The organism is Ramlibacter sp. Leaf400, assembly GCF_001424545.1.
GTDB lineage: Bacteria > Pseudomonadota > Gammaproteobacteria > Burkholderiales > Burkholderiaceae_C > Ramlibacter.
In genome coordinates this window covers 72,570-85,249 of record NZ_LMQL01000013.1, presented here as the reverse complement: position 1 = coordinate 85,249, position 12,680 = coordinate 72,570, and the positions used below count along the sequence as shown (strand labels likewise).

The 12,680-nt window shown below is 68.8% G+C and carries 12 protein-coding genes; 5 read left to right on the top strand and 7 right to left on the bottom strand.

What is annotated here, in order from left to right; translation table 11 throughout:
* Positions 1-2: 2 nt before the first annotated feature.
* The 5 genes from ASG30_RS18935 to ASG30_RS18915 form a co-directional block, all read right to left on the bottom strand.
* On the bottom strand, positions 3-707 hold the full coding sequence (locus tag ASG30_RS18935; RefSeq protein ID WP_055900500.1) for a succinate dehydrogenase iron-sulfur subunit: 705 nt from the start codon (positions 705-707) through the stop codon (positions 3-5).
* A 56-nt stretch (positions 708-763) separates the two neighbouring features.
* The gene (gene sdhA / locus ASG30_RS18930) at positions 764-2,500 is read right to left on the bottom strand and encodes a succinate dehydrogenase flavoprotein subunit (protein ID WP_442965696.1); all 1,737 of its coding nucleotides are present in this window, start codon (positions 2,498-2,500) and stop codon (positions 764-766) included.
* 76 nt (positions 2,501-2,576) lie between these two features.
* Positions 2,577-2,942, bottom strand: coding sequence for a succinate dehydrogenase, hydrophobic membrane anchor protein (sdhD, locus tag ASG30_RS18925; RefSeq protein WP_055900494.1), 366 nt, complete (start codon positions 2,940-2,942; stop codon positions 2,577-2,579).
* A gap of 18 nt (positions 2,943-2,960) precedes the next feature.
* Positions 2,961-3,395 carry a succinate dehydrogenase, cytochrome b556 subunit gene (sdhC, locus tag ASG30_RS18920; protein WP_055900491.1) on the bottom strand — a complete coding sequence of 145 codons (435 nt, stop codon included), beginning with the start codon at positions 3,393-3,395 and terminating at the stop codon, positions 2,961-2,963.
* Positions 3,396-3,525: 130 nt separating this feature from the next.
* Entirely contained in the window at positions 3,526-4,308 is a 783-nt protein-coding gene (locus ASG30_RS18915) for a GntR family transcriptional regulator (RefSeq protein ID WP_055900488.1), read from the bottom strand.
* A 208-nt stretch (positions 4,309-4,516) separates the two neighbouring features.
* Between ASG30_RS18915 and ASG30_RS18910 the strand changes: the two genes are divergently transcribed.
* From ASG30_RS18910 to ASG30_RS18895, 4 genes are read left to right on the top strand one after another with little or no spacing between them, the layout of a single operon-like run.
* Positions 4,517-5,503: a malate dehydrogenase gene (locus ASG30_RS18910; protein WP_055900486.1), complete on the top strand. Its 987-nt coding sequence runs from the start codon at positions 4,517-4,519 to the stop codon at positions 5,501-5,503.
* Positions 5,500-6,507, top strand: a complete 1,008-nt coding sequence (locus ASG30_RS18905; protein WP_055900483.1) for an HpcH/HpaI aldolase/citrate lyase family protein — start codon at positions 5,500-5,502, stop codon at positions 6,505-6,507. The genes ASG30_RS18910 and ASG30_RS18905 overlap by 4 nt, the downstream gene beginning before the upstream one ends.
* 16 nt (positions 6,508-6,523) lie before the next feature.
* A complete protein-coding gene (locus ASG30_RS18900; RefSeq protein WP_327212936.1) occupies positions 6,524-7,279 on the top strand; it encodes a hypothetical protein in 756 nt (251 codons plus the stop codon).
* Positions 7,280-7,311: 32 nt separating this feature from the next.
* A complete protein-coding gene (locus ASG30_RS18895; RefSeq protein ID WP_055900481.1) occupies positions 7,312-9,897 on the top strand; it encodes a bifunctional aconitate hydratase 2/2-methylisocitrate dehydratase in 2,586 nt (861 codons plus the stop codon).
* A gap of 155 nt (positions 9,898-10,052) precedes the next feature.
* On the opposite strand, the gene ASG30_RS18890 is transcribed toward ASG30_RS18895, so the two are convergent.
* Positions 10,053-10,550 carry a pyridoxamine 5'-phosphate oxidase family protein gene (locus tag ASG30_RS18890; RefSeq protein ID WP_055900478.1) on the bottom strand — a complete coding sequence of 166 codons (498 nt, stop codon included), beginning with the start codon at positions 10,548-10,550 and terminating at the stop codon, positions 10,053-10,055.
* Positions 10,551-10,714: 164 nt separating this feature from the next.
* Here ASG30_RS18890 and sbmA point away from each other — a divergent pair, with 164 nt between their 5' ends.
* Complete coding sequence (gene sbmA / locus ASG30_RS18885) at positions 10,715-11,731, top strand: peptide antibiotic transporter SbmA (RefSeq protein ID WP_055900475.1); 1,017 nt, start codon at positions 10,715-10,717, stop codon at positions 11,729-11,731.
* Between the two features lie 16 nt (positions 11,732-11,747).
* Here sbmA and ASG30_RS18880 read toward each other — a convergent pair whose 3' ends face one another.
* Positions 11,748-12,575: a helix-turn-helix domain-containing protein gene (locus ASG30_RS18880; protein ID WP_055900472.1), complete on the bottom strand. Its 828-nt coding sequence runs from the start codon at positions 12,573-12,575 to the stop codon at positions 11,748-11,750.
* Positions 12,576-12,680: the final 105 nt, after the last annotated feature.

The window sequence follows — 12,680 nt, the reverse complement described above, 5'->3', positions numbered from 1 at the left end:
GATCAGACGGCCCGACGGACCATCAGTTCCTTGATCTTGCCGATCGCCGCCGTCGGGTTCAGGCCCTTGGGGCACACGTCGGTGCAGTTCATGATCGTGTGGCAGCGGAACAGCCGGTACGGGTCTTCCAGGTTGTCCAGGCGCTCGGCGGTGGCCTGGTCGCGGCTGTCGGCGATGAAGCGGTAGGCCTGCAGCAGGCCGGCCGGGCCGACGAACTTGTCCGGGTTCCACCAGAAGCTGGGGCAGCTGGTCGAGCAGCTGGCGCACAGGATGCACTCGTACAGGCCGTCGAGCTCCTCGCGCTCCTCGGGCGACTGCAGGCGCTCCTTCTCGGGCGGGATGCTGTCGTTGACCAGGTAGGGCTTGATCGAGTGGTACTGCTTGAAGAAGTCGGTCATGTCCACGATCAGGTCGCGGACCACCGGCAGGCCGGGCAGGGGCTTCAGGACGATCGGGCCCTTCAGCGTGAGCATGTTGGTCAGGCAGGCCAGGCCGTTCTTGCCGTTGATGTTCATCGCGTCCGAGCCGCAAACGCCTTCGCGGCAGGAGCGCCGGAACGACAGCGTGGGGTCCTGCGCCTTGAGCTTCATCAGCGCGTCGAGCAGCATGCGCTCGTTGCCGTCGAGCGTGATCTCGACCGTCTGCATGTACGGCTTGGCGTCCTTGTCCGGGTCGTAGCGGTAGATCTGGAAAGTGCGGTTTTGCATGTCGTTCGAGGAATGTAGGAGCTTCGCGTCGCCGTGGAACTACGTAGGAGAGCCCGTCAGAAGGTGCGCACCTTGGGCGGCACGGAGTCGACGGTGAGCGGCTTGAGGTTGACCGGCTTGTAGGTCAGGCTGTTGCTGCTGCTGTGCCACAGGGTGTGCTTCATCCAGTTGGCATCGTCGCGGCCCAGCGGCGCCACCGGGTCGTCGGCCGGGCGCTCGTAGTCGCTGACCGTGTGGGCGCCGCGGCATTCCCTGCGGGCCGCGGCCGACACCATGGTGGCCTGGGCGCATTCGATCAGGTTCTCCACCTCCAGCGCTTCCACGCGGGCGGTGTTGAACACCATCGACTTGTCCTTCAGCGCGACCGCGCCGACGCGCTCGCGGATGGCGGCGATCTTGCGCACGCCCTCGTCCATGCTCGCCTGGGTGCGGAACACGCCGGCGTGCTGCTGCATCGCGGCGCGGATGTCGTTGGCCACGTCCTGCGCGTACTCGCCCGAGCCGACTGAGTCCAGGCGGGCCAGGCGCTCCAGCGTGAGGTCGGCCGCGCCCGAGGGCAGCGGCTTGTGCGACTGGTTGCCCTTGGCGAAATCGACGATGTGGTTGCCGGCCGCGCGGCCGAACACCAGCAGGTCCAGCAGCGAGTTGGTGCCCAGGCGGTTGGCGCCGTGCACGCTCACGCAGGAGCATTCGCCCACCGCATACAGGCCGTTGACCACCGCCGCGTGGCTGTCGGCGGTCTGCACCACCACCTGGCCGTGGACGTTGGTCGGGATGCCGCCCATCTGGTAGTGGATGGTGGGCACCACCGGGATCGGCTCCTTGGTGATGTCGACGTTGGCGAAGTTGACGCCGATCTCGTACACCGAGGGCAGCCGCTTGTGGATGGTGTCGGCCCCCAGGTGGTCGAGCTTGAGCAGCACGTAGTCCTTGTTGGGGCCGCAGCCGCGGCCTTCCTTGATCTCCTGGTCCATCGACCGGGAGACGAAGTCGCGCGGCGCCAGGTCCTTCAGCGTGGGCGCGTAGCGCTCCATGAAGCGCTCGCCGTTGCTGTTGAGCAGGATGGCGCCTTCACCGCGGCAGCCCTCGGTGAGCAGCACGCCCGCGCCGGCCACGCCGGTCGGGTGGAACTGCCAGAACTCCATGTCCTCCAGCGGGATGCCGGCGCGCGCCGCCATGCCCAGGCCGTCGCCGGTGTTGATGAAGGCGTTGGTGGAGGCCGCGAAGATGCGGCCGGCGCCGCCGGTGGCCAGCAGCGTGGTCTTGGCTTCCAGGATGTGCAGGTCGCCCGTCTCCATCTCCAGCGCGGTGACGCCCACCACGTCGCCGTCGGCGTCGCGGATCAGGTCCAGGGCCATCCACTCGACGAAGAAGCTGGTGCGGGCCTTCACGTTCTGCTGGTACAGCGTGTGCAGCATGGCGTGGCCGGTGCGGTCGGCCGCGGCGCAGGCGCGCTGCACCGGCTTCTCGCCGTAGTTGGCGGTGTGGCCGCCGAACGGGCGCTGGTAGATCGTGCCGTCGGGATTGCGGTCGAACGGCATGCCCATGTGCTCCAGGTCGTAGACGACCTTGGGCGCTTCGCGGCACATGAACTCGATCGCGTCCTGGTCGCCGAGCCAGTCGGAGCCCTTGACGGTGTCGTAGAAGTGGTAGTGCCAGTTGTCCTCGGACATGTTGCCCAGCGACGCGCCGATGCCGCCCTGGGCGGCCACGGTGTGCGAGCGGGTCGGGAAGACCTTGGAGAGCACGGCCACGTTCAGGCCGGCGCGCGCCAGCTGGAGCGAGGCGCGCATGCCGGAGCCGCCGGCGCCGACGATGACGACGTCGAAACGGCGCCGGGTGATGTTCTTGTTGCTGTATGCCACTTTGTCAGACCCTCCAGAGCACCTGGACGGCCCAGCCGGCGCAGCCGGTGAGCCAGACGATGACGAACACCTGCAGGACCAGGCGCATCCAGACCGGCTTGACGTAGTCCATGAGCACGTCGCGCATCCCGACCCAGACGTGCCAGAGCAGGCCCGCGATGACGGAGAAGGTCAGCACCTTCATCCACTGGCTGGCGAAGATGCCGGCCCACTGGTCGTAGCCGATCGGCCCGCGCGAGAAGATGAGCTGCGCCAGCACGATGACGGTGAACACCGCCATCAGGACGGCCGTCACGCGCTGGCTGAGCCAGTCGCGCATGCCGTAGTGCGCACCGACGACGGTGCGGCGGGATCCGTAGTTGACTGCCATGTTTCTTGTTCCCGGGGATCAGTAGACGCCGAACAGCTTCAGGCCGAGGACGACGGTGAGCGCGATGCTCAGCGCCAGCGTCACCTTGGCCGACAGGGTGCCGAACGCCTTGGTGGTGGCGGCGTGGCTCACGTCCATCCAGACGTGGCGCACGCCGGCGATGAAGTGGTGCAGGTAGGCCCAGATCAGCGACAGCGCGACCAGCTTGACGAACCAGCCGGGCACGAAGCCCAGCCCGGCGTTGAAGGCGGCGCGGAAACGCGCGAAGGAGAGTTCGGACGACACCGAGGTGTCGAACATCCAGATGATGAAGGGCAGCAGCACGAACATCAGCACGCCGCTGACGCGATGCAGGATGGAGACCCAGCCCGGCGCCGGCAGGCGGTAGGAGGGAAGGTCCCGAAACGCGTTGATGTTCCTGAATTCCGGCCGCTGCTTCTGGGCAACTGTCATGGGGGATGGGCTTTCTGGAGGTGGGGCGCGATGTGTCCGCAATTGCGCGGACAGCCCAAAATTCTATTGCAACGCAACAACCTGAAACCTCCACTCGGGAAACGCGGCGCGGTTTCCCGATGGGCGGGGCTCAGTTCAACTCGTTGCGGTAGTGCCGGTCGTCGGTGCGGTAGAGGCCGCGACGCAGCTCCATCGGCACGTCGTTGTACGTGTAGGCGATGCGCTCCACGCTCAACAGCGGCATCCCTGGCGCCACCTGCAGCAGCTGCGCCTGCTGCTCGTCGGCGGCGACGGCACGGATCTTCTCCTCGGCGCGCACCATGCGCACGCCGAACTCCAGCTCGAACATCGCGTAGGTCGGGCCCTGGAAGTCGGCCATCTGCTCGGCGGTGAGGCCCTTGAAGGCGACACCGGGCAGCCAGATGTCCTCCAGGATGGTGGGCACGCCGGCGAACGTGAGCACGCGCCGCACCTGCACCACCGCGTCGGAGGTGCGCAGGCCCAGCGCGCGCGCCACCTCGGCCGAGGCGCGGGTGCGGCGGCACTCCAGGATCGCGCGGTCGGCCGCGCCCTGCGGGTCGCGCTCGCCGCTGTCGGGCACCAGCCGCAGGAAGCGGTACTGCACGTGCTGCTCGGCATGCGTGGCCACGAAGGTGCCCTTGCCCTGGCGGCGCACCAGCAGGTTCTCGGCCGCCAGCTCGTCGATGGCCTTGCGCACCGTCCCCTGGCTGACACGAAAGCGCGCGGCCAGGTCCATCTCGCTGGGGATGGCCTCGCCCGGCTTCCATTCACCCCCCTGCAGGCTCTGCAGGATCAGCGCCTTGATCTGCTGGTAGAGCGGGCTGAACGAGGGCGCGGCCTGCACCGGCGCGGCGTCGGCCGCGGTGTCGTCGAAGGGGGGCAGGGCGGGCATGGGTCGTCAGCTTTCGGCAAGGCCCATCATATCTTATATAAGACATAAGACAAATTGACCGGCCACGTCCGGGCGGGTACACTCGCGCCCTGCTCCCGCCCGGGCCCTGCCCAACGGTTGCGCCGGTCCGAAGAGCCTCCGCCGCTCGCCTTCCGGCCCACGCGCTGCCCGCGCGACCCATCGCTTAACCCACTTTCGGAGAACCTCCATGAGCAAGAAGCCCGTTCGCGTCGCCGTCACAGGCGCCGCCGGCCAGATCGGTTACGCCCTGCTGTTCCGGATCGCCTCCGGCGAGATGCTGGGCAAGGACCAGCCGGTGATCCTGCAGCTGCTGGAGATCCCCGACGAGAAGGCCCAGAAGGCGCTCAAGGGCGTGATGATGGAGCTCGAGGACTGCGCCTTCCCGCTGCTGGCCGGCATGGAGGCCCACGGCGATCCCGCCACCGGCTTCAAGGACACCGACTACGCCCTGCTGGTCGGCGCCCGCCCGCGCGGCCCCGGCATGGAGCGTGCCGACCTGCTGGCCGCCAACGCCCAGATCTTCACGGCCCAGGGCAAGGCGCTGGACAAGGTCGCCAGCCGCAACGTCAAGGTGCTGGTGGTCGGCAACCCGGCCAACACCAACGCCTACATCGCGATGAAGAGCGCGCCCTCGCTGCCGCGCGAGAACTTCACCGCCATGCTCCGCCTGGACCACAACCGCGCGCTGTCGCAGGTCGCCGCCAAGACCGGCACCCGGGTCGGCGACATCGAGAAGCTGACGGTGTGGGGCAACCACTCGCCCACCATGTACGCCGACTACCGCTTCGCCACGGTGAACGGCAAGAACGTCAAGGACCTGATCAACGACCAGGTCTGGAACGCCGACGTGTTCCTGCCCACCGTGGGCAAGCGCGGCGCCGCCATCATCGAGGCGCGCGGCCTGTCCTCGGCCGCCTCGGCCGCCAACGCCGCCATCGACCACATGCGCGACTGGGCCCTGGGCTCCAACGGCAAGTGGGTCACCATGGGCGTGCCCTCCAACGGCGACTACGGCATCCCCAAGGACGTGATGTTCGGCTTCCCGGTCACCACGGCCAACGGCAAGTACGAGATCGTCAAGGGCCTCGAGATCGACGCCTTCAGCCAGGAACGCATCAACAAGACGCTCAAGGAGCTCCAGGAAGAGCAGGCCGGCGTCTCGCACCTGCTTTGAAGTCTTCCCCGGCCGCGCACCCGCGCGAAGTCCTGCTGGGCGCGCAGGCGCAGCAGACCGGCTCGCTGCCGGTCTGCGACCACTACAGCGGCGTCGAGTCGCGCATGCGCAAGAGCCTGCAGCTGCAGGCCGAGATGACGCGCGAGTTCGGCGCCTGCGTGTTCGACGTCACGCTCGACTGCGAGGACGGCGCGCCGGTCGGGGGCGAGGCGGAGCACGCGGCCCTGGTGACCGAGCTGGCGCTGGCCGCCGACCCGCAGGCCCGCGTCGCGGTCCGCGTCCACCCGGTCGACCATCCCGCCTTCGGGCAGGACGTGCAGGCCATCGTGGGCCGCGCCGGCTCGCGCCTGGCGCACGTGATGCTGCCCAAGGTGGAGTCGCTCGCCGACGTCGAGATGGCCTCGCGCGCGTTGGACGAGGCCCGTGCCCCGCACCTGCCGCTGCACGCGCTGATCGAGTCGCCCGCCGCGGTGCACCGCGCCTTCGAGATCGCGGCCCATCCCCGCATCCAGTCGCTCAGCTTCGGGCTGATGGACTTCGTCTCGGCGCACGGCGGCGCCATCCCCGAGCACGGCATGGGCGTGCAGGGCCAGTTCACCCACCCGCTGGTGGTGCGCGCCAAGCTGGAGATCGCCTCGGCCTGCCACGCGCACGGCAAGGTGCCTTCGCACAGCGTGATCACCGAGTTCCAGGACCGCGAAGCCATGCGCGCGGCCGCCCGCCGCGCCAGCGCGGAGTTCGGCTTCACCCGCATGTGGAGCATCCACCCCGACCAGATCCGTCCCATCCTGGAGGCGCTGGCGCCCAGCCAGGACGAGATCGCGCAGGCGGTGCGCATCATCGAGAAGGCCGAGCAGGCCGCCTGGGCGCCGATCAGCGTCGACGGCAAGCTGCACGACCGCGCCAGCTACCGCTTTTTCTGGCAGGTGCTCGAGCGCGCCCACCGCACCACGAGCCGCTTGCCGGCGCAAGCCCAGCGCTGGTTCGCCGGCGCGGGCGCATGACCCTTTGGAGACTTCCATGCGAGCCCCCCTGATGTCCGCCGCGGCGCTGTTGATCGCCGTGGCCCTGCCGGCGCAGGCGCAATCGACCGCGCCGGCCGAGAAGAAGCCGGCCCCCGCGGCCGCGGCCAAGCCGGCCGCCAAGCCCGCCGCCCAGGCGGCCTCCGGCGCCAAGCCGCGGCTGGCGCGGTCCGCCCAGAAGGCGGTCGAGGAGGTCACGCCCATCGACGACGACCCCAACGTCAAGCTCACCGACGCCGACCTCGAAGTGGCCAAGCAGGTGCACGTGGGCGACATCCCCTGCGAGCTGGGCGCCTCGGTCAAGGTCCGCGCGGCGCGCCGCGACGGGCTGTTCGTGGTCACCACCACCGGCTACCGCTTCCTGATGCACCCGGTGGAAAGCCGCACCGGCGCCATCCGCCTCGAAGACCCCAAGCGCGGCGCCATGTGGCTGCAGCTGGGCAACAAGTCCATGCTCATGAGCCAGAAGCTGGGCCGCCGCCTGGCCGACGAGTGCCAGAGCCCGCAGCAGCTCACCTTCGCCGAGGAGCTCAAGCGCAATCCGCGTCCCAGCATCCTGGACGCGCCGACGCCTGCCGCCGCTTCCGCCGCCGCGCAGCCGCCCGGCACGCCCGCTTCGGCGCCCGCTGCCCCGGCCGGTCCCGAGTCCGCCACCGTGACGTTCCCGGCCTCGGGGTCCGTCCCGGCCTCGCCCGCGTCCGCGCCGGCCACGAGCTCCGCACCGGGCTCCGCCAGGCCGGCCACCACCAATTGACGACCCACGCTCAAGAAGACGGAGAGAAACCCATGCTGCAAGCCTATGTGTCCCACGTGGCCGAACGCGCGGCCCTCGGCATCCCGCCGCTGCCGCTGACGGCCAAACAGACGGCCGAACTGGTCGAGCTGCTGAAGAACCCGTCGGCCTCGGAAGCCGACTTCCTGCTGGACCTGATCACCCATCGCGTGCCGGCCGGCGTGGACGACGCCGCCAAGGTCAAGGCCAGCTACCTGGCCGCCGTGGCGCATGGCACCGAGAAGTGCATGATCATCAGCCGGGCCAAGGCCACCGAGCTGCTGGGCACCATGCTGGGCGGCTACAACATCAGCCCGCTGATCGACCTGCTGGACGACGCCGAAGTCGGCACCGTCGCGGCCGCGGCGCTCAAGAAGACGCTGCTGATGTTCGACCAGTTCCACGACGTCAAGGAAAAGGCCGACAGGGGCAACGCCAACGCCAAGGCGGTCCTTCAGAGCTGGGCCGACGCCGAGTGGTTCACCTCGCGCCCCGAGGTGCCCCCCTCGATGACCCTCACGGTCTTCAAGGTCACCGGCGAGACCAACACCGACGACCTGTCGCCCGCGCCCGATGCGTGGAGCCGCCCCGACATCCCGCTGCACGCGCTGGCCATGCTGAAGAATCCGCGCCCGGGCATCGTGCCGGAAGAAGAGGGCAAGCGCGGCCCGATCAAGCTGCTGCAGGAACTCAAGGCCAAGGGCAACCTCATCGCCTACGTGGGCGACGTGGTGGGCACCGGCTCCTCGCGCAAGTCGGCCACCAACAGCGTGCTGTGGTGGACCGGCGAGGACATCCCGTTCGTGCCGAACAAGCGCTTCGGCGGCGTCTGCCTGGGCGGCAAGATCGCGCCGATCTTCTACAACACCATGGAAGACGCAGGCGCGCTGCCGATCGAGCTGGACGTCTCCAGCCTGGAGATGGGCGACACCATCGAGCTGCGCCCCTACGAGGGCAAGGCCCTGAAGAACGGCCAGGTGGTCGCGCAATTCAAGGTCAAGAGCGACGTGCTGTTCGACGAGGTGCGCGCCGGTGGCCGCATCCCGCTGATCGTCGGCCGCGGCCTGACGGCCAAGGCGCGCGAGGCGCTGGGCCTGCCCGCCTCCACGCTGTTCCGCCTGCCCCAGGCGCCCCAGGACACGGGCAAGGGCTTCACGCTGGCCCAGAAGATGGTCGGCCGCGCCTGCGGCATGCCGGAAGGCAGGGGCATCCGCCCCGGCACGTACTGCGAGCCGAAGATGACGTCGGTGGGGTCGCAGGACACCACCGGCCCGATGACGCGCGACGAGCTCAAGGACCTGGCCTGCCTGGGCTTCTCGGCCGACCTGGTGATGCAGTCGTTCTGCCACACCGCCGCGTACCCGAAGCCGGTGGACGTCAAGACCCACCACGAGCTGCCCGAGTTCATCTCCACCCGTGGCGGCGTGTCGCTGCGTCCCGGTGACGGCGTGATCCACAGCTGGCTCAACCGCTTCCTGCTGCCCGACACGGTGGGCACGGGCGGCGATTCGCACACGCGTTTCCCGATCGGCATCAGCTTCCCGGCCGGCTCCGGCCTGGTGGCCTTCGCCGCCGCCACCGGCGTGATGCCGCTGGACATGCCCGAGAGCGTGCTGGTGCGCTTCAAGGGCAAGATGCAGCCCGGCGTGACGCTGCGCGACCTGGTCAATGCGATCCCGCTGTACGCCATCAAGCAGGGCCTGCTGACGGTGGCCAAGGCCGGCAAGACGAACATCTTCTCGGGTCGCATCCTGGAGATCGAGGGCCTGCCCGACCTGAAGGTGGAACAGGCCTTCGAGCTGTCCGACGCCTCCGCCGAGCGCTCGGCCGCGGCCTGCACGGTGCACCTGAACAAGGAGCCCATCATGGAGTACATCCAGAGCAACATCACCCTGATGCGCTGGATGATCGCCAATGGCTACGCCGACGCCCGCACGCTGTCGCGCCGCATCGCCGCGCAGGAAGCCTGGCTGAAGGACCCCAAGCTGCTCCAGGCCGACGCCGACGCCGAGTACGCCGCCGTGATCGAGATCGACCTGGCCGAGATCGGCGAGCCCATCGTGGCCTGCCCGAACGACCCGGACGACGTCAAGACGCTGTCCGACGTGGCCGGCGCCAAGATCGACGAGGTGTTCATCGGCTCGTGCATGACCAACATCGGCCACTTCCGCGCGGCGTCCAAGCTGCTGGAAGGCAAGCGGGACATCCCGGTCAAGCTGTGGGTGGCCCCGCCGACCAAGATGGACCAGAAGCAGCTCACCGAGGAAGGGCACTACGGCGTGCTGGGCACCGCGGGCGCCCGCATGGAGATGCCCGGCTGCTCGCTGTGCATGGGCAACCAGGCGCAGGTGCGCGAGGGCGCGACGGTGATGTCCACCAGCACGCGCAACTTCCCCAACCGGCTGGGCAAGAACACCAACGTGTACCTGGGCTCGGCCGAACTGGCCGCCATTTGCTCGCGCCTGGGCCGCATCCCCAGCCGCGAGGAGTACATGGCCGACATGGGCGTGCTCAACGCCAGCGGCGACCAGATCTACCAGTACATGAACTTCGACCGGATCGAGGACTTCAGGAAGATGGCGGACACGGTGCCGGCGTAAAGCCAGCCGCGTCAGAAAAAACGGCCCTGCGGGGCCGTTTTTTTTCTTCTCCGTCATTCCCGCGGAGGCGGGAATCCAGGGCTTGCGCCTTCATCGAAGCGCCAGATGGAAGCACTGGATCCCCGCCTTCGCGGGGATGACGAGAGTGGAGGCGACTAGATCGCCACTTCCTTGTGCTCGCCCAGCTGGGGCCGCTCGCCGCTGATCGCGGCGGCGGTCATCTTGAGCAGCTGGGTCACCTTGCTCTCCTTCACGTCCCAGTACTCGGCATGGGTGACGTGCACCTCCACCAGCTCCAGGTCGGGGTCTTCCGCGCCGCCCGGGAACCAGGCCTTGGCGATGGTATTGAACAGCCGCTTCTTGGCGTCCAGGTCCTCGCTCACCACGGCGTGGCCGGTGATGGAGACGTAGATGTCCTTGTGGGTGTCCGAGTACGACACGTTGACGTTGCCGTCGGTGCGCAGGCGCTGGCCGACCTCGGAGCGGCGCGAGACGAAGAAGTACAGGATCGCCTTCTCGCCCAGCCCCTTGTTCTGAGTGGTCAGCGGATGCGCGTGCAGGCCGCCTTCGGGATGCCGGTGGGTCAGCATGCCGAAGCGGATGTCCTTGATCATTTCCCACAGGCGGTCGTGGGGGGTCTTGTCCTTGCTCATGGGGTCCTTCTGCTCGGGTGGCGTTGCGGCCAGTTTGGCCGCCGCGGCCCGGCCATCGCAGTCGGAACGGTCCGCAGACGGCTGTGCGCCGGCGCTGACAGCCCGCTGGCCCCCGGGGCCACCGGTTAGCATCTGCCGACCCTGGAACCCGAGGAAAAGCCAGAATGTTCAAGTCCTTCTTCCTGTCGCGCCAGTGGATGCACTGGTCGCTGGCCGGCACCGCGCTCATCCTGCTGGCCACCTGGTACCGGGTGCAGCTGGACGTGCGGATCAACGAGTGGTTCGGCACCTTCTACGACGTGGTGCAGAAGGCCCTGTCCAAGCCGGGCAGCATCACCATCGAGGAGTACTGGGACCAGCTGTCCACCTTCCTGCACATCGCGATGATCTTCGTGCTGGTGGCCGTGGTGCTCGATTTCTTCATCAAGCACTACGTCTTCCGCTGGCGCCAGGCGATGAACGACTACTACATGGCGCACTGGGACAAGCTGCGCCACATCGAGGGCGCGGCGCAGCGCGTGCAGGAGGACACGATGCGCTTCGCCTCCATCATGGAAGGCCTGGGCATCGAGTTCATGCGCAGCCTGATGGTGCTGTTCGCCTTCCTGCCCATCCTGGCCGGGCTGTCGGCCAAGGTCACCGAGCTGCCCTTCATCGGGCCGGTGCACTACTCGCTGGTGTGGGTGGCGATCGGCTTCGCGCTGGGCGGCACGCTGCTGCTGGCCCTGGTCGGCATCAAGCTGCCCGGCCTGCAGTTCCAGAACCAGCGGGTGGAGGCGGCCTACCGCAAGGAGCTGGTCTACGGCGAGGACCACCCCGACCGCGCGCAGCCGCCCGAGGTGGGGCGCCTGTTCGGCAATGTGCGTCGCAACTACTTCACCCTGTTCTTCCACTACCTGTACTTCGACGTGGCCAAGTGGTCCTACCTGCAGGTCGGCGTGCTGGTGCCCTACGTGGCGCTGGGCCCCACCCTGGTGGGCGGCGCGGTCACGCTGGGCGTGATGCAGCAGATCGTGCGCGCCTTCGGCCGGGTGGAAAGCGCCTTCCAGTTCCTGGTGCTCAGCTGGAGCACCATCGTGGAACTGATGTCGGTCTACAAGCGCCTGCGCGCCTTCGAGATGCAGATCCAGGCCGGCGGCCCGCCGGCGGACGCCGAGCCGCGGCCGGCCGCCGCGAGCTGAGGAACCGCCCCCGCTTCTAGAGGCCCGCGGCCACCCGCCGCAGGGCGTCGGCCGTCACCGCGTCCAGCGGGAAGAAGGTCTCCAGCGTCAGCTCCTGGACCGTCACGTCCACCGCCGTGCCGAAAACGGTGGTGGTGCTGATGAAGCTCAGGACCTGCCCGTCCAGCGTGCGGAAGCGCAGGGGCAGCGCCACGCCGACGTGCTCGCCTTCCAGCCGCGTGTCGTGCGCGTCCCCCGGCACGGGATAGGCCCGCAGTTCCTCCAGCAGCGAGGCGAGCGTCGCGTCGCCCGTGGCCTGCACCTGCTGGCGCAGGCGCTCGAACAGGTGGTCGCGCCACTGCCCCAGGTTCACGATGCGCGGCGCCAGGCCCTGCGGGTGCAGGCTGAGCCGCAGCACGTTCACCCGGCCCTGCACCAGCTGCGCGTCGGCGCCGGCCATCAGGTGCGGCAGCATGCGGTTGCCGGCCACCAGGTTCCAGTGGCGGTCCACCGCCAGCGCGGGGTTGGGTTCGTGGGCCCGCAGGATCAGCTCCACCGCCTCGCGCGCGGGCGACAGGGCGGGGTCGTCCAGCGGCCGCTCGCGGTACATCGGCGCATAGCCGGCCGCCACCAGCATGGCATTGCGCTCGCGCAACGGCACGTCCAGCCGTTCGGCCAGGCGCAGCACCATTTCGCGGCTGGGCAGGGCGCGCCCCGTCTCCACGAAGCTGAGGTGCCGGGTCGAGATCTCGGCCTCTTCGGCCAGTCCTTGCTGCGAGAGGCGGCGGTGCTGGCGCCAGTGGCGCAGGTGGGCGCCGAAGGGCTGCGGGGCGGCGTGGCGGGGGAGCGCGGCGATGGAGCTCATGCGCGAATGCTATGCGTTGCCGGCGTGGCTTCCATGACCTGGGACGTCATGGACGCTGCGCAACCGCGCGACCACGATGCGAAGCCTGTCCAACACCCCTAGTGA